Annotated in this window: 20 protein-coding genes; all 20 read right to left on the reverse strand. The window is 31.7% G+C overall.

The annotated features are described in order from the left end of the window. Positions 1-14 precede the first annotated feature (14 nt). Complete coding sequence (locus BUB33_RS06165) at positions 15-848, reverse strand: CvfB family protein (RefSeq protein ID WP_072974399.1); 834 nt, start codon at positions 846-848, stop codon at positions 15-17. A 114-nt stretch (positions 849-962) separates the two neighbouring features. Beyond that, positions 963-2,618, reverse strand: a complete 1,656-nt coding sequence (locus tag BUB33_RS06170) for a phosphoenolpyruvate carboxykinase (ATP) (protein WP_072974401.1) — start codon at positions 2,616-2,618, stop codon at positions 963-965. A 142-nt stretch (positions 2,619-2,760) separates the two neighbouring features. Continuing rightward, entirely contained in the window at positions 2,761-4,944 is a 2,184-nt protein-coding gene (locus tag BUB33_RS06175) for a DNA topoisomerase III (protein ID WP_072974403.1), read from the reverse strand. 16 nt (positions 4,945-4,960) lie between these two features. Then, on the reverse strand, positions 4,961-6,847 hold the full coding sequence (locus BUB33_RS06180) for an ABC-F family ATP-binding cassette domain-containing protein (RefSeq protein WP_072974405.1): 1,887 nt from the start codon (positions 6,845-6,847) through the stop codon (positions 4,961-4,963). 135 nt (positions 6,848-6,982) lie between these two features. After that, positions 6,983-7,576: a polysaccharide deacetylase family protein gene (locus BUB33_RS06185; RefSeq protein WP_072974407.1), complete on the reverse strand. Its 594-nt coding sequence runs from the start codon at positions 7,574-7,576 to the stop codon at positions 6,983-6,985. 273 nt (positions 7,577-7,849) lie between these two features. Beyond that, entirely contained in the window at positions 7,850-9,223 is a 1,374-nt protein-coding gene (locus BUB33_RS06190; protein WP_072974409.1) for an MATE family efflux transporter, read from the reverse strand. Between the two features lie 160 nt (positions 9,224-9,383). After that, positions 9,384-10,736, reverse strand: a complete 1,353-nt coding sequence (locus tag BUB33_RS06195) for a sodium-dependent transporter (RefSeq protein WP_072974781.1) — start codon at positions 10,734-10,736, stop codon at positions 9,384-9,386. A gap of 117 nt (positions 10,737-10,853) precedes the next feature. Further along, positions 10,854-12,155, reverse strand: a complete 1,302-nt coding sequence (locus BUB33_RS06205; protein ID WP_084725214.1) for a glycine/betaine/sarcosine/D-proline family reductase selenoprotein B — start codon at positions 12,153-12,155, stop codon at positions 10,854-10,856. 24 nt (positions 12,156-12,179) lie between these two features. Further along, complete coding sequence (locus BUB33_RS06210; RefSeq protein ID WP_072974417.1) at positions 12,180-13,466, reverse strand: glycine/sarcosine/betaine reductase component B subunit; 1,287 nt, start codon at positions 13,464-13,466, stop codon at positions 12,180-12,182. Between the two features lie 30 nt (positions 13,467-13,496). Continuing rightward, positions 13,497-13,880: a GrdX family protein gene (locus tag BUB33_RS06215; RefSeq protein ID WP_234949997.1), complete on the reverse strand. Its 384-nt coding sequence runs from the start codon at positions 13,878-13,880 to the stop codon at positions 13,497-13,499. Between the two features lie 56 nt (positions 13,881-13,936). Then, positions 13,937-14,410, reverse strand: a complete 474-nt coding sequence (gene grdA / locus BUB33_RS06220; protein ID WP_084725216.1) for a glycine/sarcosine/betaine reductase complex selenoprotein A — start codon at positions 14,408-14,410, stop codon at positions 13,937-13,939. Positions 14,411-14,599: 189 nt separating this feature from the next. Then, entirely contained in the window at positions 14,600-15,241 is a 642-nt protein-coding gene (locus BUB33_RS06225; protein WP_072974419.1) for a GntR family transcriptional regulator, read from the reverse strand. A 106-nt stretch (positions 15,242-15,347) separates the two neighbouring features. Beyond that, positions 15,348-16,748, reverse strand: coding sequence for a dihydropyrimidinase (gene hydA, locus BUB33_RS06230; RefSeq protein WP_072974421.1), 1,401 nt, complete (start codon positions 16,746-16,748; stop codon positions 15,348-15,350). Positions 16,749-16,864: 116 nt separating this feature from the next. After that, positions 16,865-17,593, reverse strand: coding sequence for an isochorismatase family protein (locus BUB33_RS06235; protein ID WP_072974424.1), 729 nt, complete (start codon positions 17,591-17,593; stop codon positions 16,865-16,867). Positions 17,594-17,896: 303 nt separating this feature from the next. Then, entirely contained in the window at positions 17,897-19,285 is a 1,389-nt protein-coding gene (locus BUB33_RS06240; RefSeq protein ID WP_159429169.1) for a sigma-54 interaction domain-containing protein, read from the reverse strand. 74 nt (positions 19,286-19,359) lie between these two features. Beyond that, a complete protein-coding gene (locus tag BUB33_RS06245) occupies positions 19,360-20,370 on the reverse strand; it encodes an aldo/keto reductase (protein ID WP_072974430.1) in 1,011 nt (336 codons plus the stop codon). Positions 20,371-20,384: 14 nt separating this feature from the next. Further along, positions 20,385-22,142, reverse strand: coding sequence for a pyruvate kinase (pyk, locus tag BUB33_RS06250; protein WP_072974433.1), 1,758 nt, complete (start codon positions 22,140-22,142; stop codon positions 20,385-20,387). A gap of 12 nt (positions 22,143-22,154) precedes the next feature. Then, the gene (pfkA, locus tag BUB33_RS06255; RefSeq protein WP_072974435.1) at positions 22,155-23,114 is read right to left on the reverse strand and encodes a 6-phosphofructokinase; all 960 of its coding nucleotides are present in this window, start codon (positions 23,112-23,114) and stop codon (positions 22,155-22,157) included. A gap of 21 nt (positions 23,115-23,135) precedes the next feature. Then, complete coding sequence (locus BUB33_RS06260; protein WP_072974437.1) at positions 23,136-23,330, reverse strand: hypothetical protein; 195 nt, start codon at positions 23,328-23,330, stop codon at positions 23,136-23,138. Between the two features lie 40 nt (positions 23,331-23,370). Next, positions 23,371-26,844 carry a DNA polymerase III subunit alpha gene (locus BUB33_RS06265; protein ID WP_072974785.1) on the reverse strand — a complete coding sequence of 1,158 codons (3,474 nt, stop codon included), beginning with the start codon at positions 26,842-26,844 and terminating at the stop codon, positions 23,371-23,373. Between the last annotated feature and the right edge of the window lie 121 nt (positions 26,845-26,965).

Raw genomic sequence — 26,965 nt, forward strand, 5'->3', positions numbered from 1 at the left:
CTCCTATTCTTTAACTATTTTAGCTTAATTCCATTATTTTCTATTGTAATAATACCTTCCTTATATAACCTGCCTATTGCTCTTTTAAACCCTGATTTACTCATACTTAATTCTTTTTTTATAATCTCTGGAGGACTATTATCATTTAAAGGTAGAAATCCAGATTTTTCTTTTAATTTTGATAGTATTACTTTTGCATCCTCATCCATTTGAATATAGGATCTATCTCTTAAACTTAAATCCAGTTTTCCATCTTCCTTCACCTTAGCCACTCTTACTTCTATAATATCTCCTACTTCATAAGCCCCCAATAATTCTTTCTTAGGGATTAATCCATCATATTTATCATCTACGGCTACAAATGCACCTATATCTCTATTTATACTATAGATTGTCCCCCTTGCTTTATCATTTTCCTTATAAGGGGAGTCAGTTCTTAGCATATCTTTAATTTTCATAGTAGCACATATTCTATTAGATTTATCTACATACACACCAACTAAATATTCTTTACCCTTATCTATTGAACCAACAGTTTCGCTAAAGGGTAAAAATAAATCCTTTTCTAATCCCCAATCTAGAAATGAGCCTATCTTTGTTTGACTAACTACCATAAGATGTCCCATTTCTCCAACTTGTAATTTTGCCCTATTGGTTGTGGCTATAATTCTATCCTTTGAATCATTATATACCATTACCTCTATCTCATCTCCTACTTTTAATCCCTTTGGTATCTGAGATTTAGGAAGTAGTATATCGTCTTCTGCATCTTCACTTATATTTAAATAAGCTCCAACAGAAGTAAACCTTTTAACTATCAATTTTTGTACCTTACCAAGCTTAATCATAATTCACTTCCTTCGTATTTCATTCTACTCCTATTTTATCACAATAACAATATTTTATCTCAATAATTTTGGAAAATTTTAAAGGGCGAACCTAGTTCGCCCCTATTTTAACTATTAAAGATAAATTTCTTTTTCTAATTTCTCTAATAACTCCAATGCTTCCTTAGGAAGTTTATCTCTTCCACCTTTAAAGATTTCCATATCTAATAAAAATTGTTTTCTATAATTAATACTATTAACCCACATTTTTTGATACTCTTCATCTTTCATATTTGGTATAAATCCTTCTATTTCCATAAATTCAATATCTGAAAAATTCCCTAATTCTTTAAACTCAGCCTTTTTAGTGGCTATATCTTCAAGAATTTTCAAAGTGATTTCCTTTGGGATTTTTTTATTTAGGAAATGGCCTGTATTAAATATATAACATTCTACATTTCTATTGGCAAATAGCTCTTTAAACTTTTCATAGTCATTTTCAAGCGGATAAGTCCTAAATGGATTTGCATATGGCTCTATAACTAAAGCATTCATATCTACACCTTCAGCTAATCTTTCAGCTGTAGATCTTTTAGTTGCCAGTGTAGCACCCATAGTTGACGCAAGTATAGGATTATTTATTTTAATTACTGGGGGAATCGTAGCATCTTTCATTAACCATGCAATGGCATCTACGGGTTCATCAATTTTATTTACCCTATTTTCAGCCCATAATTTAGATTTAACAGCTCTACCATTACCATTTCTTATATCTTCTGTTACTATTACCTTATTTCCTTCATCATCCATAGTTACTCCACAGTTTTGTACTGTAAGCAAATACTTATTTGAAGGATGATTTGTTGGATAATCTTGGGTCTTATCAAAATATGAAGGTTCTAATGCTACAGATGAGCCATTTTCAGTTGATATTACATAAGCATCATCATGAAGAATTGTTATATCATATTTTCCATCATGCTTCTCATGAGTAATCGTAGATTTACCTGAACCTGATAAGCCAAAGACACCTATTGTATATTTTTCATTACCTGGGAAATTATATCTCTTTATTCCACCATGGCAAGATGCAAAACCATTTCTATTTGCTATACCCCAAGCCAGTGTTAATGTTCCTTTTTTATGTTCTCCAAAATATCTCATCCCACATAATAAAGCACAATTGTGATTAGGATCGAATAAAGCTAATCCATTTGGATGAGTAGGAGGATAGTATTCAGGAATAGATAATATATAAATATCTCCCTCTGGTAATTTAACAGAGTCCTTATACATCTTCATATATTCCTCTGTAATATATTGAAAATTTAACATCCAGCTATACATTGTGTTTTCATATCCTTCTGGAATTAGCAAATGTGCTTTTACCATAAAATCCTCATGAAGTCCTATAAGCACCTGAGCGTGGTATAATTTCTTATATCTTGTATGAAATGCTGCTTCTCTTGCAATAGCCGAAAACTGTCCTTCGTCTACATTGTGTTCTCCAATTATCACCCTTGCTCCTGCAAAACGCCCAGTTATCTCACCATCATTAAATAAAAGTATTTTAGACCCTTCATCTAATCCTAATTCTGTTGGCCTATGTACAGGCATATCTGTAACTATAGTTCCTGGTGAATTTTTAGCTAATTTATATGCCTCTGATAGTGAAGAAACCTTAACCACATTGTTCCCATAAAAAGTAGATTCAATTGTAGTACGTATAGGAGAAAAGATAGGATTGTCCTTATTTATATCTTCTCTTCTATAGTTTGCTATTGTTGCCATCGTTTACCCCCTTATAATAGTTGAATTAATTTTCAATCCTATTATAACAGATATATATAATATTGGGAACAAGATATGTTATATTTTATTATTAAATATGTTATACTATTTTCTTTATATATCCCATTAGTATGTTATTATACTAAAACTTAAGTTTTGACAATGCATCTGCTAAATCAGTATTTATTGGCTCTGTTTTTGCCTTCTTTTGCTGTTTCATATAGCTAGCTACATCCCTCTTAGATATATTGTTCTTCTCTTTTGCCTTTCTTTCATTAAATGTAGATAGCTTTTCTCTATACCCACATGAGCAAGCAAATATTTGTCCTTCTCCCTCTCCTCTTAACTCTAGCTTTTTCTTACAGTTTGGACATCTTGCATTTGTTATCTTAGCTATACTCTTTCTATATCCACATTCCCTATCTTGACATACATACATTTTACCTTTTTTGCCCTTTACCTCTAACATAAACTTTCCACATTCAGGACATTTATTTCTAGTCATATTATCATGTCTAAAGGTTTCATCACTATTCTTTATCTCTTTAACTACAGTTTTAGAGTATTCCTTCATTTCCTTTATAAAACTATCTTTATTTAACTTACCTTGAGAAATAAGCCCAAGCTTTTGCTCCCATTCTGCTGTCAATGCTGGGGATTTTAACTCTTCCGGTACTAGGTCTAATAATTGTTTTCCCTTTGATGTAATAAATATATCCTTACCATTTTTCTCAATTAAAAATGTATTAAAAAGCTTTTCAATTATATCTGCCCTAGTGGCTACTGTACCAATACCCCCTGTTTCTCCTATTATCTTTTTCAAGGTTTTACTTTCATCACTCATATATTTTACTGGATTTTCCATAGCTTGAAGTAAGGTTCCTTCGTTAAATGGTGCTGGCGGCTTAGTTTTTCCTGTAGTTTGCACCAGTGATATTACCTTTAGTGTATCTCCTTTATTGATTACTGGAAGACTTTGATCCTCATTATCTTCTTCATCTTCATCATAATAATTATTTGAATATACTTCTTTCCATCCTGCTGATATTACTCTTTTTCCCTTAGCTACAAAATTCTCATCACCAATTTTAGCTTTAATCGTGGTTTGCTCATACTCAAAAGGTGCATAAAGCACTGCTAAAAATCTTTTAACTACTAAATCATATATTTTTCTTTCATTATCATTTAGCTCTGATAATAATACTCTTTGTTCTGTAGGAATAATGGCATGGTGGTCTGTTACCTTAGAATTATCTACAAAGGATTTATTTGATTTTATTGGGCTTAGCAGTATCTTAGATGCAATCTTTTGATATTGCCCTACACCACAAGCATGTATTCTATCCTTTAATGTTCCTACAATATCATCAGATATATATCGAGAATCTGTCCTTGGATATGTTAATATCTTATGGTTTTCATATAATCTTTGCATTATAGATAAGGTTTCCTTTGCTGAATAACCAAATATCCTATTTGCATCTCTTTGTAGTTCAGTTAAATCATATAATCCTGGTGAGTATTTCTTTTTAAGGGTTTTTTCTACCTCCATTACCTTAGCATCTTTACCTTTAATTGATTCTAATATTTTATCAGATTTCCCCTTATCAAAGGTCTTAATATCCTTAGTATTATTATCTTGCCATGTTAATTTTAATTCCTTTGTATTCGCTGCAATTCCATAATACTCTTTTGGTACAAATCTTTTGATTTCTTCTTCTCTTTGTGCAATCATAGATAATGTAGGAGTCTGTACTCTTCCGCAGGATAATTGGGCATTATATTTTACTGTAAGTGCACGGGTTCCATTTATACCTACTATCCAATCTGCTTCTGCCCTTGCAACAGCTGAATCATAAAGGTTTTCATAGTATTTACCATCCTTAAGGTTATTAAATCCATCCTTTATAGCCTTATCTGTAACTGATGAAATCCACAGCCTCTTAATTGGTTTCTTTACATTAGCCTTTTCTATAATCCATCTAGCTACAAGTTCTCCTTCCCTTCCAGCATCAGTGGCTATAATAATTTCTTTTACGTCCTTACGATGCATTTGCTCCTTTACAGAATAAAATTGTTTACTACTTTGTCTTATGACCTCAATCCTCATCTTTTCTGGTAGCATTGGAAGATCTTCCATATTCCAGGTTTTGTATTTTTTATTATATTGTTCAGGATCAGCCAATGTAACTAAATGTCCTAATGCCCATGTTACAATATATTTATCTCCTTCCAGATAGCCATTACCTTTTTTCTTACAATTTAATACTCTAGCTATATCCCTTCCTACAGAAGGTTTTTCTGCTAAAACTAATATTTTATTCATATAAACATCCTTTCACTTAATTGCTTTTTTGTTCCTCTATCTTTTCCACTAATTCACTTAGATAAATCCATCTTTCCATCTTTTCCTCTAATTTGTTTTCTATTATTTCCTTTTCTTTAAAGAGTTCTTGAAGTTTTGTATAGTCACTAGAAGCCTGAGTCATTTTAGTCTCTATATCTAATAAATCATTTTCAAGTTTTTCAATGACATCATCTATTTCATCCCATTCTTTTTGTTCTTTAAATGATAATTTCAAAGGTCTATTATTTTCCCTTTGTCTTTCTTTTTTTTCTGGTTTCTTTTGTACAACAATATCTTGTTTTTCTGTTTTAGATATTTCTCTAAAATATTCATAATTTCCAGTATATCCTACTACCTTTCCCTTTCCTTCAAATACAAATAGTTTCTCAACTACTTTATCCAATAAATACCTATCATGAGATACTATAATTACTGCACCAGGAAACTCATCAATATATTCCTCTAACACAGTCAATGTATCTATATCTAAATCATTTGTTGGTTCGTCTAAAAGAAGTACATTTGGCGCTTCCATCAACACCCTAAGTAAATGTAATCTTCGCTTTTCGCCTCCTGAAAGCTTACCTATTGGTGTCCATTGAAGTTCTTTAGAGAACAAAAATCTCTCCATCATCTGTGAAGCTGATATCTTTTCTCCATCAGATGTTTCAATATATTCTCCCCCTTCCTTTATAAATTCAATGGCTCTAAGATTATTATCCATATTTAGATTTTCCTGGGCAAATACTCCCATTTTTACAGTTTCTCCTATATCTACTGTCCCTTTATCAGGTTCCAATTTACCAGAGATAATATTTATTAAAGTTGATTTTCCACTGCCATTTGGTCCAAGGATACCTACTCTATCATCTCTTAAAACAGTATAACTAAAATTATCTATGACCTTTTTCCCATTAAAAGATTTCTCTATATTTTCAATTTCAATTATTTTTCTACCTAACCTTGTTCCTCCTACAGATATATCTAATTTTTCATGAGGTGAATCTATTTCTCTATCATTTAATTCATTAAAACGTTCTATTCTAGCTTTCTGTTTTGTGGTTCTAGCCCTTGCTCCCCTCATGATCCAAGCTAATTCATTTCTAAGCAAAGATTGTCTTTTTCTTTCACTGGCAACTTCCATTTCTTCTCTTTCCAGTTTTTTCTCTAAAAAATAATTATAATTCCCTTTATATGAATAAATATTTCCTCTATTTAATTCAATTATTTGATTAACTACTCTATCTAAGAAATATCTATCATGGGTAATCATAATTAAAGCTCCCTTTCGCCTGCCCAAACTTTCTTCCAACCATTCTATTGTAGTGTTATCTAGATGATTTGTAGGCTCATCTAATATAAGTACCTCCGCAGGATTTATTAATGCTGATGCCAAAGCTACTCTTTTTCTTTGGCCTCCAGATAAATTTCCTATTTTCTCATTAAAATCTGTGATTCCAAGCTGAGTTAATACTGATTTAGCTTCACTTTCTAAATCCCAAGCATTTGCTTCATCCATCTCTTGAGTAAGCTTTAAAATTTCTTCACTTCTTACATTTGGATTCATAATAGCTTCTTCATATCTTTTAACCAACTGAATATTTTTAGAGTTACCTTTAAAAACTTGCTCTACTACAGTTAATTCAAAATCAAAGTCTATATCCTGTGGCAGGTATTCTATATTTACATTATTTCCTTTAACTACTCGTCCAGTATCAGGTTCTTCTATACCTGCTATAATTTTTAGAAATGTTGTTTTACCAGTGCCATTTATTCCTATAAGACCTATTTTATCACCATCATTTATCCCAAAATTTATATCCTTAAATAATTGTTTTTCGCTATATGCCTTTGATAAATTCTCTATAGATATTAGATTCATAATATTACCCTTTCATTTAAGTTTTCTAACTAAATATTATAACATACATTGAGTATATAAAACAAAGAACGGAGAATTAATTCTCCGTTCTTTGTTTTTTTATTTAATTCTTAGAAAAAGCTATTTCTTGAAAATCTATTTTAGAAAAGATATAAATTTATCTAAGTCTATATCTTGGCTTATAATTATTCTAGGAATTTTGTATTTTCTAGTATATCTAGACACATATCCTGTTCTTACTGTAAATCCTAATTTATACCCTGCTTCCTTAACATATTTAATAGCATCTTTATTGTATTCTCCAAAGGGATAAGCTATATATCTTGAATCTAATAATTCTATATTTTTTACTAAATCATTCAATATTTCTTCTTTGGAAAGAGATTTCAAAAATGCAATATCTTGTTCATTCTTGTGATGTAAATCATATGTATGGGAACCAAATAAAAACACATCTTTATATTTTTCCATATCTTCTAAAGAAATAAACTGCAAACCTTGAGGTTCAAACTCCTTTTTTTCTCTAGTTGCTAATTCTCCTATTGAAAAAATAGCACCTTTCATCTCATATTCTTTCATTATAGGATAAGCATATATGGCATTACTCAAATATCCATCATCAAAGGTTATAACTACAGTCTTTTTAGGAAGCTTTAATTTCCCTTCCATAAAAGCTTCAAGTTCCTCTATACTTGCTGTATAATAACCATTTTCTTTTAAGTATTTCATTTGCTCAGTAAACTTTTCAAGACTTAGAACACTGTTATTACCTTCCCAACCATAGTTTATAATATCTTCTTCAGGTAATATATGATGATATAAAAGTACAGGAACTTTATCTAAACTAGCAAAAAAGACTAAGACACTACAAGTAAATAAAAAAACAAATATAGTCCATAGTTTTCTTATGAAATCATCTCCTTCTACTATTTATTTATCCAATCTATTTTATCACTTTTACATAAGGTCTTCAATATATCATTTCTTAATTTGCTTTTCTATTTAAGAAATAATCTCTGTTTTAAGCACACTTCTTTGCCAACCGTTTCTTCTATAGACCCAATACCCATACAGACAAATTATGAGATTACTAAAACTCATAGAAAACCAAATTCCAGTAGCTCCCCAATCTGTAAAACGTTTAAATAATAATATCATTGGAAGTCTTACAAACCAAAGCCTTCCTATTTCCATGGCCATTGAATATTTAGTATTTCCAGAACCTTGAAACAGTCCCTGTAACACGCTAAATATACCCATTAAAGGCATGGATAAAGATGTATAGAATAAATAGACCAAAGCTAATTCTATAACGGATAAATCGTCCTTTGATTGCATAAAAAAGTTAATAATAGGTTTATCAAATACTATTAGTAATATGCATCCCAACATTCCTATGATAATAGTAAGTTTTAGGGCTTTGTGAAAGGCTTCTTTTACCCTATCTATTTGATTAGCACCTATATTCTGTCCTACTATTGCAGTTAATGCTGACCCTAAACCCATGGATGGTTGCATTATTAAAGATGTTATTCTATTAACCATAGCATAGGCTGCCATTGTAGCTGTTCCATAGGATACTATAAAACCATTCAATACCATAAATCCTAATGCGGCTCCAGATTGACCGATTGTAGATGGTACACCTACTGTAACTATCTCTTTAATTATGTGTTTATCAAATTTAAAACCTTTAAAATCTGGTTTAATTTTATTTTTTTCGCTAAATAACATAGTAAAACCAATTACTGCTAAAAACACTCTAGATGCTAATGTAGCCCAAGCTGCTCCTGCAATTCCCCAATTAAATGTAAATATAAATATAGGGTCTAAAACTACATTTATAACTGCTGAAATACCACTAAGTATAGTAGGTGTTATGGTATCTCCTTGTGCATTCATCATGGAGTTAATATTAAAGAATAAAAACATAAAAGGCAAATCTAAAAAAGTAATTCTTAAATATGTATTACTAAAATTAAATAAGTCTCCTGTGGCTCCCATTAATCTAACAACAACTGGACTAATTATATAGCCTAAAACTGTAAATATTAGTGAACTAATTATGGTAATTGCCATTAACTGGGTAGAATATTCTTTTGCTTCATTGATTTTTCCTCCACCAACTAATTGAGATAAAAGAGAAGTTCCTGCTATAGATAAACCAATTCCTAAAGATATAAATAAAAAATTCACAGGCCAAACAAATGCCGTAGCTGCAAAATGAACTGAAGAAATTTTACTTACCCATATTCCATCTACTAAATTATATAATGTTTGGATAAGACTATTAATCATAATTGGTATAGATAATGTAATTAGTACTTTATAAATACTTCCTTTTAATATCATTTCTGTTTTATCTTGCTTATTCATATTCCACCGCTTTCTTAGATATTTCGAGTCGCTAAATACATATTTATTATATCATTTTATTTTCAAAAAAGAAGTAGCAAAACAAAAATAATATAAGTTAGATGATATCATCTAACTTATATTATTAAATAAAACAATTAATTTTATATTGGAAACTTGTCTAAAATATTCCTGTAATAAATATTACTAATAAAGCTATTGGTATAACTATAGTAACCAATGGTTTCCACCATTTATATACCATAAACCCTTCTGTTCCAACATTAGTTTCTTCTTGATATTTTTCAAATTTCCAAACAAATAATGTATATATTGATAAAATCAATGCTCCTAAAGGCATCATTATATTGCCTGAAAGATAGTCAGCAAAATCGAAAAAGTTTCTTCCTCCAACTAATATATCCTTCCATGGTCCTTGAGCCATTATAGTGGGAAACCCTATAATAAATATTAATATTAAACTCACCCATACAGATTTCTTCCTATCCATTTTAAATAATTCTGTACCAGTCATTACTATTGGTTCTAAATATCCTAATGCTGAAGATAAAGCTGCAAAAAATATTAATAGGAAAAACATTGCACCAAATAGATTCCCTAAAGGTAATTGATTAAATAAATTGGACATGGTTACAAATAATAAAGATGAACCAGCATCTGGTTGTAATCCAAGGGCAAATATAGCTGGAAACATTACAGTTCCTGCTATTAAAGCTGCCAATACATCAAAGCCTACTATCATTAATCCATCTGATGGTATATTACTATCCTTTTTAAGATAGGAGCCATATACAAATGCCCCTCCACTGGCAATTCCTATAGAAAAGAAACATTGCCCTAAAGCTGCTATAAGTGTCTTTCCTGTTATCTTAGAAAAGTCCACTTTCAAATACCATTTTACTCCTTCCATAGCTCCAGGAAGAGTAAGTGACCTTATAGCTAATATAATTAACATTATAAAAAGTGTAGGCATCATTATTTTACATGCTTTTTCTATACCGTTTTCAAGCCCCTTTGATGATATTAACCCTATTATTATTACACAAGCTAGAGTAAATCCTCCTACCACTAATGGATTAGCTGTAAAATTTGTAAATGCTTGACTATATCCTTCTGGATCAAGTCCTGCAAGTTGTCCCGATGCCATTTTTATTAAATAGGCCATTATCCAACCCATGATTTGAATATAATATGTCAAAATAATAAAAGCTGCTATGACTCCAAACCATCCAAATAAAACCCATGGGCTACCTTTCTTAGTTAAAGATCTCATACCTTCAACTGGATTAAGTTGAGTCTTGCGACCTAAACTCATTTCCATGGTAAATAAAGGTATACCGATCAAAACACATATTATCAAATATACAAGTACAAAAGCTCCGCCACCATTAGTTCCTACTAAATAAGGAAATCTCCATATATTTCCCAGTCCAATTGAAAATCCTGCTGCTGCCATTATAAAACCAAATCTACTACCCCAATTTTCTCTATTATCAGTTTGCCTCTTTTCCATATTTACACACTCCTTTGTTCTTTTCTTAACAATCCTTTGCGTAAATGTATCTCTTAATACTACCATTTGGGAGAGGTGTGTCATAAAGAAGAAGATCCTCCCCCAAATAGTAAGGTATTATTCAAACTGTGTAGGTTCTGTCACTTCTGTTGCTAAAGCCTCTAGTGCTTTCCCAACCATTTTCTTTCTCAATGCATATTCTTCTTCCCTTGGAAGATTTGGGTTTCCAACTGGATAAGGAATTGCAATAGTCGGAACTATTCTATTAGCACCTACTGATTCAGAAATTGTAGTTATAGTAGCCATATGAACTATAGGAATGCCATATCTTTCGATTTCTTTTACCATTGTTGCACCGCAACGTGTACAGGTACCTCAAGTAGAAGTTAGTATAACACCATCTACTCCAGCTTCTTTTAATTCTTTTCCTATTTCAGTACCAAATTTTATTGCATTTCCTACAGATGTTCCTGTACCTGTAGTAGTATAGAAATACTCAAATACATTACCTATAAGACCTTCCTTTTGATATTCTTTTAGCATATCAAGAGGTGCTATTCTATCAGGAATTTCATTTGCATATACAGGGTCAAATCCACCGTGAATTGTACAATATTCCCCTGTAAGTGCCTCTTTACCACTTACGTCATATTTACCCCATTTTTGAGCACTGGCTGACTGAATTCTATCAGGGTTACCATGTGGAACCATTCCACCGCTGGTTACTAATGCAATAGTTGCTTTACTTAAATCTTTTATAGCTACTGCTGGATCTACTTTATCAAATACTGGCATTGGTAATTCTGTTTCGAAAGGTTCATTATTTAAACGAGCTATTAACATTTCTACTGCTCTTTGTGAGCCTCTTTTATCTGAAAAGACAGTAAGTCTTTTTCCTTGAGAAATATAACCTTCTTCCTCTGGAAGACCTATTTCTTCATCTTTCATTAACTTAATTGTAAGTTTAGCCATTACAGGTAATGCTTTACGCATACCAGCTGCTGAGTCTGTTACATTTGCAACTAATGCCTTAGCTCTACATACGTCTAAACCTGGATTTTCTATATACATACCTGTAACTACAGGAATTCCTAACTCATCCACTACAGCATTAGCAACTCCAGCACATGCCATCCCGTATCTACCTGCATTAAAAGCTGGTCCTGCCACAACGATATCTGGATTTTGCTCCTTTATTACTTTCATAATATATTCTAATGCTTCTTCTTTATTTTCATTAAAGTAGTTATCACCACAAATTAATGTTCCTACTACTTCTCCTTCTTCTCCAAGAAGACTATTAAATCCTAATGCTGGTCCAATATTTTCATTCTTGAAAATCGGTGCCATTCCAGCTTGTTCTTCTCCACCTATTTGACCAAAGAATTGATTAACATAATATAATACTCTGAACTTCATATTTCCTCCTCCTTTCCAATCTAATTAATATAATTTAACTGTACAGTTATGATAGCCTATTTCTGATGTTGCTCCTATTACTGCATTCAACTCGCATTTCAAGCTCCCATCTTCTTCCAAACAGCCTTCCCAACCTCCTGCTAAAGTTGCAATTGCCTTGTCATTTCCTATTACTCTATCTGCTGGTTGTAATGTAACTACATGACTTACATTTCCTGTAGACACTACTGCCACTGCTTCTTTAGCTGTATCTGCCAATGGTTGACTCATTCCATCCCATCCTGAACATTCATCAGTTATTAGTACTGTCTTTATTCCTGAATCTTCTAATCTCTTACAAATCATTAACAAATCAGAGTCTGGATTACCATAGCCTTCTTCTGATATAATAACTCCATCTGCTCCTAGGTTCTTACATAATTTTGCTGTATAATCACAGGTTCTAAATTTGCCTTCAAGAGTAGTTAATTCTGGAGTAAGTATGACACCTAAGAAGTTGATAGTCTTACCATGTTGAGCATATAAGTCAAGAATTGCAGAATTATTTTGATGTTGATAAGTAGTTATCTTATCACATGCTGCAACGCAGTTTCCACTAATTACTGCCCCGTCTAATTCCTCATTTGGATGTAGGAGAGTTGGCAATATTAATTGGCTATTAACTCCATAAATATATCCATCATGTAACAGCCCCTGAGAAATAAGCATTTCTACATATGCTACCTTTGGTAAATCTGGATATTTCTTACTCTCCTCAGCGTGGCTACCCATTTCATATATTAATACTTCATCTGGCTCTTGATTTCTTCCAGCTTCTCCAACAAATTCTGCTGCTTTAAGTCCTGCTAACCGAACTGTTGCTTCATGAATATGTGGTGCTAGTCCTTCTACAGGTATAATGTCTATTACTAGGTTAAAAGTCTTTGAAAATGGAGTCCATTTTGCACCTTCACCCCACATATCAACTACACCTTCTTGAAATCCTACAATATCCCCTACAGTTACAACAGCTGCACCATAAAGTACGTTTACTTTTCCTTCACCTAATTGTGCTATTTTACTAGATACTCCTGGAAAACCATTTCCTGTTCCCTCAATTTTTACTCTTGGCTCAATAACGTCCTTTACTGGGATAATCCTTACCTTTTCTCCAGGTCTAGCTACATCAAGTTTTACTTCCTTAATTCTATCATCTTCTTTAAGCTTTTTAACTAATTCCTCTTGATTTACTGTTAGAATTCCATTTTTTACAACAGTTTCATTTCCTAACTGTATGTCTTTAATATGAATTCTTCTAAGTTCTAGTTTCAAGGAAAGTCACCTCCACTTTATTTTTAATTTTTAATTATAAATCCTTTTAAACTCATCTAATGAGGATTTTAAAAGTTCACTATCAATTAAAGCATAATCTTCAGCATTTACTATATCTGGTTTTCTAACTTTCATATGTTTTTTATAGTTTGATATGCTGTTTTCAATTGTCTCTATATGAATATCATTCGTTTTCTGTAATTTCTCACCAATTATAATTGAACGATATGGGGAGAAAAACATTCTTATACTTGCTCCTAGAGGATGATTAATAAGTTCAAAACCTGTATGAACTAAATCCCTAACCTTGAACAACACATCTTCAAAGCTACCTTCAACAAAAATAACTTGGTTATAGCTATCTTTTACATTTGGATTATTAGTTACTATTTGATAATTCATATTATCTGCCATAAATTTTTCTCCTCCCTATCATCCCTATAGAATATTGATACTTGCCTAATTAATTATTAAAATTTTGTAAATTCATCTCTCATTGCTTTTACTTCTTCAATTATTGCATCAACATCTAAAACCATTTCCATCATACCAATTTGCTCATCATATACATCAGCATCTACTGATTCTTTGAATTCTGGTTCTACTGCGTGATATACTTTAAGTCCCAACGGAACTCCTGCTAATGGACCTGCAAAAGTTGGATCTCCTGCTGTAACTGTTTCAGCTGCTAATCCTGCTGATTCAGCTTCTGCACCACCGATTAATACTAGCATATTTTCTGCACCGTATTTTTCAGTTAAATCTTTAACCCTTTTTTGATTTTCTAAGTCCATTGCACCTGCAGCCGTTCAGACAAAACATTCAGTTGCTGAAAATACTACTTCTGCAGGAGTGGTCTTTATACATTCTTCCATAGCTGGTCCTGGTATACCATCTCTGTCTCCAATAATGATAACTTTTGTGCTATCGTTAAAAATTGACACCTTGCCACTTCCTTTCTTTTTGGTCTTGTTTGTTAAATGTTTTTCTCTTGTTTCTTTATTACATTGTATATGTTTTTTAATTGTATTTCAAGTGTATTTTAATAAAATTATGAATAAATTTCAAAAAATATTAAAAGCTCTAATTTTAAATGACCAAAATCATCTAAAATTAGAGCTTTTTAAAAATTTCTATAACATTTCTTTTTTTATTTTAAGAACAAACTCATCTATATGCTCCCTAGCATATTTTTCTGCTTTGTCCAAATCTTTTTCCTTTATTGCCTCTAATACCTTCCCCAAAGTATGGCTAAAAAGTTCAATACTATCAAAATACTGCTCACAATAATGCCATAATCTTTCTGTATGATAATGCAGTGATGTTAATATTTCTTGTAACCAAGGGTTCCCACAACTTGTAAATATAATATCATGGAATCTTTCATCATCATTAATAGCATTTTGATAATCTTTGTTTATATCATAACTCTTAAGTCTAGATATTATTTCCTCAAGTTCAACAAGATTATCATTACTTATCCTTTCAACTGCAAGTCTCGCTGCAAATGGATCTAGTTCTCTTGTGACTTCAAATATATGTTTCATCTGCTTAAAATCAATAGGAGTTACTTGTGCACCAAATCTTGGTACAATATTTAAAAGTTTATCTCCATGTAATAACTGAAACACCCTTCTAATTGGTGTTCTACTCATATTAAATTCATCTGCTACATCCACTTCATTTAAAACCTGTCCTGGCTCGTATTCAAGATGAATAATTCTACTCTTCAATATTTCATATATATCATCTGTATCTAGTTTGCTATCGGTCATAGTCATACTCCTTACTTAAAGTTTTATTAAGTATTATTATATTAGTTTAACATAAAATAATCAAATAGAAAGATTTAATATATCATTTAGATATTGAAAAAGAGGGCTATTTGCCCTCTTTAAATTTCTCATAACAATAAGCATATGGTGCTGACATAACTTGTTTTCCCTTTCCAAGTTCTCCAACAAACTTCCCGCCTTCTGCTACTAACTTTCCTCTAAGGAATACTTTTTCTGCTATTCCTTTTTGTTGATATCCTTCATAAGTACAATAATCAGAACCTGAAAGACTATCTTTAATACTAACTACACCTTGGTAATTTGGATCAAAAATAACTATATCTGCATCTGATCCAACCATAATATCTCCTTTTTGGGGATAGATACCACAAATCTTTGCTGGCATTGTACAACAAACCTCAACAAATTTTTGTCGTGATATTTTTCCTGATTCCACTCCATAAGTCCACATCATATATAGACGATCTTGTACTCCTGGAGAACCTGGTGGAATTTTACTAAAATCATTTATTCCTTTACGCTTTCCTTCTGAAAATCCTCCCATAATAGCACAGTGATCTGAGCCTACACTCAGCAGCCATCCTTTATTAATAGCCTCCCACATAAAATCAACATCTGATTGTGGTCTTAAAGGCGGATTACATACATATTTTGCTCCTTCAAAATTAGGCTTAGCTAAATTTTCATCACTCAACATTAAATAATGAGTGCAGGTTTCACCATAAGCAGATAATCCTTCATTATATGCATCTCTAATAATTTCTGCAGATTTTTGATTAGTGACATGAACAACAAAAATCGGAGCTTCTGCTATTTTTGCCATATAAATTGCCCTTGAAGTAGCTTCTGCTTCAGATAATACTGGTCTTGAATCACCAAAATACTTTGGCTCTGTTTTACCTTCTTCTATAAGTTTTTTCGTTAGAACATCAATTATATCTGCATTTTCAGCATGAACCATAATAGTCACACCGGCTTGCTTTCCTTTGCAAAGTGCTTTAAATATCCATTCATCTGATACATAATAAGGCATACCTTTATAAGCCATAAATAGTTTAACAGAGGATACACCTACTGAAGGCATATTCACTAAATCATCTATACTCTCTTCACATGGATCCATAATAATTCCATGTAGTACATAATCTGGTGTCGCTACTCCATCAAGATAATCTCTTTTATAGTTTATTATGGAATCCTTTAAACCAACTCCTACTGGTTGAACAACAAAATCACCAACTGTAGTTGTACCTCCAACTAAGGCAGCATGTGAAGTTTCATATCCTAAGGAATTAAATGAATTATAGTGTACATGTTCGTCAACACCACCTGGAAAAACATATTTACCAGTGGCATCTACAACTTCATGACCCTTTGTATCTAAATCCCTGCCTATAGCTATTATCTGCTCTCCCTCTACAAGTATATCTGCTCTATACTCATTTTTGGATGTTATGATATTTCCATTTTTTATAATTAAACCCATATACATCCCCCTTTTTGTGAAAAAATTATTTAATTATAGGGGATACTACTTTAATCTAGTCGTATCCCCTATGTTATAAAATACATTAATATATTCTAAAATTTAATTCAATAATTTTATTTCTCTCTACCTGATCTTCTGTATACACTACTATCAATGCCTTCTAAGTATTTTATTACGTTTTCTAATGGCTCAACGTCTGCAAATTTAGCATCCATATCAAATAAATTCCATTCAATAACTCCTGGTACTCTATCTCCTATAGTTCCTATAGGTACTATTGTCTTAAATCCATGTCCTGTTGAATCCATAACTGTATGTCTAACACATGCACAAGCAGTAGCTCCCATTACAATTACAGTATCAACTCCTAAGAAATTTAAAGTTTGAGCTAAATGAGTCCCAAAGAAATTACTTGCATATTTTTTGTGGATAACTGGCTCTTCTGGTCTTGGTTTTAACTTGGGATCTATTTCCATCCAATCAGAGTTAATATCTAATGTATTCATAGGAATCTTTTCATCCCATCTTGGTAAATCCCATTGTTCTTTTCCAACATAACCTGTAGTAGTATGGAATATAGGAACCCCTGATTTTCTTCCAGCTTCTAGCACTTTAAGTGCATTAGCACAGATTTCATTATTATTTTCACATGTAAATGGATGACCATCTGACATCCAAGCCTTTGCCATGTCTACAGTAGTTATTGCTGGTGCTTTACCATAACCCATTCTTCTTTGGAATCCTCTTTCTTTATAAATCTTGCTTGCTTCTGCAAAGGCTTTTTGTAATAATTCTTGATCAAATTCGTATTTTCCACCTTTATCTACAAATCTTTTATCCATTAATAATCCACCCTTTCAATATAATAATTTTTAGCCACACACAAATACTTTTAAAGATAAAACAAATTAGGCGCCAATTTGTTTGTTAATTGTTTTACTTGGCTATATATAAAGCAAGTATCGTGCCAATTAATTTTGTCTATTTTAGTGGCTTTGTCAATTAATTATTTTTATATTCGTTGCAAATATGCAACATATTTATATGTAGGAGTGGTTTTATCCCTTTATTTAAACATTTCAATTTTACACGTTTTTTCAACAGTGTTGCAATCATGCATAAAATTTTCAAAATTTTCAACTTTTTTATTCAGAAATTTGATATTCTAATCCATATTTTTTTATTTTTCTTGATAAAGTTGAATAATGAACTCCTAGAGCTAAGGCAGCTTGTCTAATAGATGGATAGTTTCTTAAAGTTGATGATATTAATGCCTTTTCATATAACTCTGTCATGTATGTTAGTTTTGATACTGATTCTATTGTTTTTATAGAAAAATTATTTTGTATTTGTTCTGTAATAACTTGTGGTGGTAATTGTTCAATATCTATTTCGTCTCCAATGTTCATTATAAATAAATATTCTACTAAGTTTTCTAATTCTCGTACATTTCCTGGCCAAGAATATGATCTTAAAATATTCATTGCCTCTTGAGTTATAGTCATGGTTTTTTTGTATTTCCTATTTAATTTTTCTAAAAAAAACCGAACTAATTCAGCTATATCTTCTCCTCTCTGTCTAAGAGGGGGAATATTTATTGGAACAACATTTAACCTAAAAAATAAATCTTCTCTAAAGTTTCCCTCTGAAACTTCCTTTTTTAAATCTTTGTTAGTAGCCGCCAGTACTCTTACATCAAGAGAGGTTGGTGTCTTTGCTCCAATTCTAAAGACTTCCTTTTCTTGAAGAACCCTAAGTAATTTAGATTGTACTGGCAAAGGCAATTCACCAATTTCGTCTAATAATATAGTTCCATTATTAGCTAATTCAAACATACCAGGCTTTCCTTCTTTGGAAGCACCTGTAAAAGAACCCTCCATATAACCAAATAACTCAGATTCAAATAATTCCTTTGGTATTGCCGCACAATTTACCCTTATAAAGGCTTCATTTTTTCTTGGACTTTCGTTGTGAATAAACTTCGCAAATACTTCCTTTCCTGTACCTGATTCTCCATATATCAAAACTGTGCTATCAAAGGCAGCTACCTTAGAAGCAAGTTTTATGGTTTCTCTCATAATATCACTTGCATAAATAAATCCCTCATGATATAATGCCTGTTTTCTCAAGATTTTAATCTCATTAGTATATTTTTTTGTAAGTATTTTAGTTTCAATCAATTCATTTCTTAAATGAACTAATTCTGTAATATTTCTTGTATTACATACAACTCCTACTAAGGACTTACTTTCATCATATATGGGATTAGCTGTAGTTAAAGCAGATTTACCAGTTACATATTTATGAATTAATGATATAGGTTTCCTATCCTTTAACACCGATAAGGAAGCAGCTTTATTTATTATACCTTCTTCTAATAAATCTTGTAGATTTTTACCAAGAATATCCTTCTTTCTCAAACCTGTAGTGGTTTCATAGGCTGTATTTACATAAGTAACATTTCCTTCAATATCCGAGATAAGTATACCATCTGATGAAAACTCCATAGCTGACATTAATATATTTATATCCATATCTATCTCCCTCCATCTATCTATAACAATAACTTCACTTTTTGACATCAAAAAGTGAAGTTATTAAAATTTAACTATCCTAACTTTTCTACTACATTTTTAAGCATCTTCCTTATTGGAAGATTATAAGGACATTTAGTCTCACATAGACCACATTCTACACAATGCACTGCCCTTTTTTCCATTGCATCATATCGTGATTTAGCCCAATCCTTTAAATCATATCTAGTATAATAGCCCTCCATTAAAAATTGCACTGGTATATCTATGCCTTGAGGACATGGTAAACAATATCCGCATCTTCTGCAAAATTGAGAGCCTAATGATTTTGACTCTTCACGCAATATCTCCTCTTCTTCAACTGTTAATTTCCTTTTATTTATGCCTACAAGTGCATTAGAACTTACTTGTTCTAATGTATCCATTCCTGGAATAACTACGGATATATTAGGATTGTCCACTATGAATCTAAGGGACAATTCTCCATTGGTAATTGCACCTCCTGCCAATGGCTTCATAACTATTACTCCAATATTCATTTCCTTAGCCTTTTTAAATACTTCTTCTGCTTGACGCTCTACAGGGTTATATGGGCATTGTATTGTTGAAAATCCTCCTATATCAATAGCTTTATCCAAAATTTCTGGACTGTGAGAAGTTATTCCTATTTCTTTTATTACACCTTTTTCCTTTGCTTCTTTTAAAGCTTTAAAGGCTCCATTTTCACTTAAAATAAAATCTAGTTCTTCAAAGCTTCTAATATTATGAAATTGAAACAAGTCTATATAGTCAGTTCTAAGATTTTTTAAACTTATACTTAATTCTTCAAGTATTCCCTTATAATCTCTCTTCATAGATTTTGTTGCTAAAATAAATTTATCCCTGCCTATTCTTTCTAAGGCTTGACCTATTAAAGATTCAGAGTCATTATACCCTCTAGCAGTATCTATAAAGTTTATCCCCCTATTATATGATTCTTCAATTAACTTAACTGCCATCTCATTATCTACTCTTTGTATAGGAATTCCCCCAAATCCAATTGTAGATACTTCTAGATTAGTTTTCCCTAGTATTCTCTTTTCCAATTTAATACCTCCTATTATAGAACCCTTGCCTCACCTTTATATACAAGTCCCGTAGTACTATCTACTGTAATTATCTCTCCATCTTGTAATATAGTTGTAGCATCTTCTGCACCTACTATGGTTGGCTTATTAAGATTTAATCCTACAATGGCCGCATGGGATGTGAGTCCTCCCTGTTCTGTTATAATAGCCGACGCCCTTTCCATGAAACTTACCATTTCTCTATGAGTATCCTTACTAACTATAACATCTCCGTCTTTAAATTTTGCAATCAATTCCTCTTCCGTATCTGCAATACAAACTCGACCCAAGGTGGAATCCTTTCCTATTCCCATTCCTTTCAACAGAGTTTTTCCTATGGTGTGTACTTTTATTAAATTAGTAGACCCAGAAGTCCCTACAGGAATACCAGCTGTTATAACAACTAAATCTCCTTCTTTTACATAACTTTCATTTACTGCTGATTGTATAGAAAATTCTATTACATCATCAGTTGAATTGCTATAAGGTGATAAGACTGGATAAACTCCCCATACTAAAGACAATCTTCTCATAACAGACTCTGTAGTTGTTGCTGCTATTATAGGTGATTTTGGTCTAAATTTGGATATGGCCTTGGATGTATATCCTGATGATGTAGCTGTAATTATAGCAGATGCCCCCAAATCCATTGCAGTAGTACAAGTAGCCTTTCCAATAGCATTAGTTGTAGATACTTCTGTTATTGCCACCTTAGAACTTAATATTTCACTATAATTTAAAGATTCCTCAGTTCTTATGGCAATATTATACATAGTTTTTACTGATTCTACTGGATATTTTCCTGCTGCTGTTTCTCCAGATAACATAATTGCACTACTTCCATCAAGAATAGCATTTGCAACATCAGTTACTTCTGCTCTTGTAGGTCTTGGGTTTCTCATCATAGAATCTAACATTTGGGTAGCTGTAATAACAGGTTTTCCTACTAAATTAGATTTCTTAATTAGTTCCTTTTGTACTAAAGGAATCTCTTCTGTTTGTATCTCTACACCTAAATCTCCCCTAGCCACCATTATTCCATCAGATGCAGCAAGTATTTCATCAATATTATCTACACCCTCTTGATTTTCTATTTTTGAAATTATCTCTATAAAATCTCCATTGTTTTCTTCTAAAATTTTTCTTATTTCCAAAACATCAGATGCTTTTCTAACAAAGGAAGCAGCAATAAAGTCAATTCCATTTTCAATTCCAAAGAGTATATCATCTACATCCTTTTTAGTGATTGATGGTAGATTGATTTTTACATTAGGTACATTTACACCTTTATGATTTTTTAAAGTTCCATTATTTAATGCTATACATTTTATATCAGTATTATCAATTATATCTAATACTCTAAACTCTACTAATCCATCATCTATTAATATTCTGCTTCCTTTTTCCACATCATAAGGTAGTCCATCATAAGAAATAGATACTATGCTCTTATCTCCTAATATATCCCTAGTAGTTAGAGTTAATATATCTCCTTCTTCTATTTCTATAGTTCCATTCTTAAAATCTCCTAATCTTATTTCTGGTCCCTTTGTATCTAACATAATACCTATAGGCATATTAAGTTCTTCTCTAACCATCTTTATATTATCTATTCTTCTTTTATGCTCTTCATGACTTCCATGGGAAAAATTTAGTCTACAAACATTTAAACCATTCAAAAATAACTCTCTCAATATATCTTGTGACTCTGATGCTGGACCTATGGTACATACTATTTTTGTTTTCTTCATTTATTACTCCTCCTATATAGATAATATTCGTGCAGTATTGTACATATCAATATCAAATTCCTTTTTCATTTCCAAAGCTTCCTTAATATCTATATCAACTATGTGATTACATTTAATACCCAATGCTCTATCTGTTTTACCTTCCTTCAGCAACTCAATGGCTTTATTTCCCATTTTGCTAGCTATAATTCTATCATAGGATGTAGGATTGCCTCCTCTTTGAATATATCCTAGGATTGTAACTCTAGTGTCTATGCCAGTTTTTTCTTCAATTGATTTAGACACATCATAAGCATTACCAACACCCTCAGCTAAAACGATTATATGATGAAGTTTTCCCCTATTTTTACCTTGAATTGCTTTTTTACATACTTCATCTATATTAAAATCCACCTCTGGAACTATTATACTCTCTGCTCCTCCTGCAAGACCTGCATATAAGGCAATATCTCCACAATGTCTGCCCATAACTTCAATAACATTAGCCCTTCCATGGGATGTAGAAGTATCTCTAATTTTTGATATAGCGTCCACTACAGTTTCTACAGCTGTAAAAAAGCCAATAGTAAAATCAGAAAATCCACAATCATTATCAATTGTACAGGGGATACCAATAGTCGGTATTCCAGAATTTGATAATTCTCTAGCACCTTTTAAGGTACCATCCCCACCTAATACTACCAGTCCATCTATGCCAAATACCTCCAATACATTTAACGCCTTTTCAAAACCTTCCTTAGTCTTAAATTCATCAGAGCGGGCAGATCTAAGCATAGTTCCACCTCTATGTATAATATCTGCAACAGATGAAAGGTTCATATCATCTATATCTCCATTTATTAAACCACTATATCCTTGCCTTATTCCCATCATCCTAAAACCATTAAATATGCCTGCTCTAACTACGGCTCTAATGGCAGCATTCATACCTGGGGCATCTCCCCCGCTAGTTAGCACTCCTATAGTTTTCATAAAATTCCCCCTTATTTACAATTAAATTATTCCTAATTCAATCATTGCATTTTGTATGTCTTCTGCTTCAAATTCTGGGGCTAATATTTCATAAAGTTCTTCTTCACCCTCTTGAGCAAAATATTTTATTTTTACTAAAAATCCTTCTGCTTTAAGTTTTCTTTCTACTTCATATGCATTATCTAATCCTGTAGCCATATAAACGGCTGTCCACATATTAAAGCAACTCCTTTTGAGAATTTAGAATTAAAATAATCTATATAAATTTTACTGATTCTTCCCCTAGGAAGTTTTTTAACTCTTCAATAGCCTTACTACTATTTACGTCAATCCATAATGTTCTATCTGCTATGACAGTTTTCTTTTCTCTTTCTAGATATACATATACTGGCGTATCTCCATTATAATTTCTTAGAATTCCTTTTAATTTTTCAAAAGTATTAGAAGCACTATTAGAAGATATCTTTAGATATAGCTTTCCTCGTTTATATATATTTAACTCAGATATTCTTTCAACTATTATTTTAGGTTCTTCTACTTCTGATATACTAATTTTACCTTCTATGACAACTATTCCATCCTCTTTTAAATATTTGTTATATCTATCAAAGGTAGTTGGAAATACTATGCATTCAATAGTACCAAATAAATCTTCTAGTGTAATAAATGCCATCATATTATTATTTTTAGTTATCATATTCTTCTTTTCAACAATTATACCACCTATAACTATCTTCTTTCCATCCTTTACTCCACTTAATTCCCCGCTCATTTCTTCTTCATTATCTATTAAATCAAAGGTGGTAATAGTGGATACTCTTTCAATTTCAGATTTATAAGATTCTAGTGGATGTCCAGATAGATACATTCCCACCATTTCTTTTTCCATTGTAAGTAATATATTCTGTGGAAACTCTTTTAAATCAGGTAAATGATCTTTAGAAATATTTTCATCTACTGTATCAAATATTGAAAATTGCCCTTCTATATTTCTCTTTCTGTCAGCATGAATTCCATCTATAGTTTTTTCAAATACAGACAATAATTGTGCCCTATTTCCTCCTAAGCTATCCATTGCTCCACATTTAATCAAAGATTCAACTGCTCTCTTATTCATTACAGATGAATCTATCTTTTCTATTCTCTCAATGAAATCTGTAAATCCTTTAAATTTTCCTGTTTCTCTAGCCTTTACTACTGCCTTTATAAAGTTTTCACCTACATTTTTAACAGCTGAAAGTCCAAATCTAATTTTACCTTCTGAAACAGTAAATTTATTATAAGATTCATTTACATCAGGTGCTAATATTTCTATTCCCAATCTTTTACATTCTTGAATATATAGAGATACTTGGCTTGTATTCCCCATTACAGAAGATATAAGGGCTGCCATAAACTCTACTGGATAATAAAATTTAAGCCAAGCAGTTCTATATGCAACTACTGCATATGCAGCAGAATGGCTTTTATTAAAAGCATAATTAGCAAAATCTATCATTAAATCATAAATCTTTGAAGCTGTTTTTTCATCTACTCCATTTCTTATAGCTCCAGATAAAAGAACTTTTCCATTTTCATCAACTTGACCATAGATGAAATTTCTTCTTTCTTCTTCCATTACATCCATTTTCTTCTTACCCATGGCACGTCTTACTAAATCGGCTCTGCCCATGGAATATCCACCAATATCTCTAACTATTTGCATTACCTGTTCTTGATAAACTATACATCCATAAGTAACATCTAGAATATGTTCTAGCTTTGGATGAAGGTATTCTATCTTCGATGTATCATGTTTACATGCAACAAATGTTGGTATTTGATTCATAGGTCCAGGTCTAAAAAGAGAATTGGCAGCTATAAGGTTTTCAAATACATTTGGCTCTAACTCCTTCAAAAACGCCCTCATCCCAGGAGATTCGAACTGAAATATTCCCAATGTTTCAGCCTTAGCAAACATTTCAAGAACCAATGGATCTTCATAATTTATTTCTTCAAAATCAATTTTAATCTTATGGTTTTTCTCTATTAAATTAACTGCATCTCTTATTACAGTTAAGGTTCTAAGTCCCAAAAAATCCATCTTCAATAGACCTAGCTCCTCTAGCTCTATCATATTAAACTGTGTAGCTATTGCTTCTCCATTTCTTAATAAGGGTACATAATTTGTTAAAGGTGCCTTAGATATAACTACTCCTGCTGCATGGGTAGATGTATGTCTAGGTAGTCCTTCCACAGCCTTTGCCAAATCTATAAGATTTTTAATTTCTTCATCATCATAATAACTGTCCCTTAAAGTTTTATTTACTTCCAAAGCCTTTGATATTGTCATTCCTATCTCCATAGGAATTTGTTTAGCTATAAAATCTACTTTCCCATAGGACATATTTAAGGCTCTGCCTACATCTCTTATGGCACCACGTGCTGCCATAGTACCAAAGGTAACGATTTGTGCAACATGATCTACTCCATATTTATCAACTACATATTGGATAACTTCTTCTCGTCTTTCATAACAAAAATCTATATCTATATCAGGCATGGATACTCTCTCAGGATTTAAAAATCTTTCAAATATAAGTCCATACTCCAAGGGATCTATATCTATAATACCCAAAGCATAAGATACAATACTTCCAGCAGCAGAACCCCGTCCAGGTCCCACCATTATTCCATTATCTTTAGCAAATTTTATAAAATCCCATACTATTAGAAAATAATCTGTATATCCCATTTGAATAATAGTATTAAATTCGTAATTAAATCTATCTTTTATTTCCTCGGTAATATCCTTATATCTTTTCTCGAGTCCCTCTATAGTAAGATATCTTAAATATTCTTCGTTGGTAAATCCTTCTGGCACCTTATATTCTGGTAAATGTAAGGTGCTAAAATCCAGTTCTACATTGCATCTATCAGCAATCCATGCAGTATTTTCTAATGCCTTTTTATTGTTACTAAATATATTATTCATTTCCTCTGGAGATTTTAGATAAAACTCATTTGTAGGAAATTTCATCCTACCTTCTTCATCGACTGTTTTAGCTGTTTGAATACATAATAGCACATCATGGACTACAGCATCTTCCTTCTTTAAGTAATGAACGTCATTAGTAGCAACTAAAGGTATATTTGTTTCTTGAGATATTTTTATTAGCTCTCTATTAACCATTCTTTGCTGTTCAAGTCCATAATCCTGTAATTCGAGAAAAAAGTTATTTTCTCCAAATATCTCCTTATATATTAAAGCAATTTCTTTTGCCTTTTCTACATTATTATTCAATATATGTTGTGATACTTCTCCGCCTAAACAAGCTGATAATGCTATTATTCCTTTACTATACTTTCTAAGTATACTATGGTCTACTCTAGGTTTATAATAAAATCCATTTACATATCCTTCAGACACTATTTTCATTAAATTTTGATATCCTTCATTAGTTTCTGCAAGAAGTACTAAATGATATTGATTTTTATCCTTTGGCTCTCTATCAGTATGTTTATTAATTGCTACATAAACTTCAGAGCCTAAAATTGGCTTGATACCTTGCTTTTTAGCCTCTTTATAAAATTTTATAACACCAAACATAGAACCGTGATCAGTTATAGCAATAGATTCCATATTTAATTCCTTTGTTCTAGAGATTAAATCCTCTATTTTAATAGAACCATCTAATAGGCTATATTCCGTATGCACATGTAAGTGAACAAACTTATTCTCATAATTCATAAAATATCCCTCTCCATTGTCTCTCTTATAGATATATTCTATCATAAAATAAAAGATTTCCCTATATATAAGGAAATCTTTTTTATGACCTAATCAAATCTATACGAAAGTATACAGTCCT

The organism is Tissierella praeacuta DSM 18095, from assembly GCF_900128955.1.
Classification (GTDB): domain Bacteria; phylum Bacillota; class Clostridia; order Tissierellales; family Tissierellaceae; genus Tissierella; species Tissierella praeacuta.

Excerpts from the sequence above, each read along its gene's own strand:
- BUB33_RS06165 (WP_072974399.1), bottom strand. The coding sequence starts at position 848 with ATGATTAAGCTTGGTAAGGTACAAAAATTGATAGTTAAAAGGTTTACT.
- BUB33_RS06170 (WP_072974401.1), bottom strand. The coding sequence starts at position 2,618 with ATGGCAACAATAGCAAACTATAGAAGAGAAGATATAAATAAGGACAAT.
- BUB33_RS06175 (WP_072974403.1), bottom strand. The coding sequence starts at position 4,944 with ATGAATAAAATATTAGTTTTAGCAGAAAAACCTTCTGTAGGAAGGGAT.
- BUB33_RS06180 (WP_072974405.1), bottom strand. The coding sequence starts at position 6,847 with ATGAATCTAATATCTATAGAGAATTTATCAAAGGCATATAGCGAAAAA.
- BUB33_RS06185 (WP_072974407.1), bottom strand. The coding sequence starts at position 7,576 with ATGAAATACTTAAAAGAAAATGGTTATTATACAGCAAGTATAGAGGAA.
- BUB33_RS06190 (WP_072974409.1), bottom strand. The coding sequence starts at position 9,223 with ATGAATAAGCAAGATAAAACAGAAATGATATTAAAAGGAAGTATTTAT.
- BUB33_RS06195 (WP_072974781.1), bottom strand. The coding sequence starts at position 10,736 with ATGGAAAAGAGGCAAACTGATAATAGAGAAAATTGGGGTAGTAGATTT.
- BUB33_RS06215 (WP_234949997.1), bottom strand. The coding sequence starts at position 13,880 with ATGGCAGATAATATGAATTATCAAATAGTAACTAATAATCCAAATGTA.
- BUB33_RS06225 (WP_072974419.1), bottom strand. The coding sequence starts at position 15,241 with ATGACCGATAGCAAACTAGATACAGATGATATATATGAAATATTGAAG.
- hydA (WP_072974421.1), bottom strand. The coding sequence starts at position 16,748 with ATGGGTTTAATTATAAAAAATGGAAATATCATAACATCCAAAAATGAG.
- BUB33_RS06235 (WP_072974424.1), bottom strand. The coding sequence starts at position 17,593 with ATGGATAAAAGATTTGTAGATAAAGGTGGAAAATACGAATTTGATCAA.
- BUB33_RS06240 (WP_159429169.1), bottom strand. The coding sequence starts at position 19,285 with ATGGATATAAATATATTAATGTCAGCTATGGAGTTTTCATCAGATGGT.
- pyk (WP_072974433.1), bottom strand. The coding sequence starts at position 22,142 with ATGAAGAAAACAAAAATAGTATGTACCATAGGTCCAGCATCAGAGTCA.
- pfkA (WP_072974435.1), bottom strand. The coding sequence starts at position 23,114 with ATGAAAACTATAGGAGTGCTAACTAGCGGGGGAGATGCCCCAGGTATG.
- BUB33_RS06260 (WP_072974437.1), bottom strand. The coding sequence starts at position 23,330 with ATGTGGACAGCCGTTTATATGGCTACAGGATTAGATAATGCATATGAA.
- BUB33_RS06265 (WP_072974785.1), bottom strand. The coding sequence starts at position 26,844 with ATGAATTATGAGAATAAGTTTGTTCACTTACATGTGCATACGGAATAT.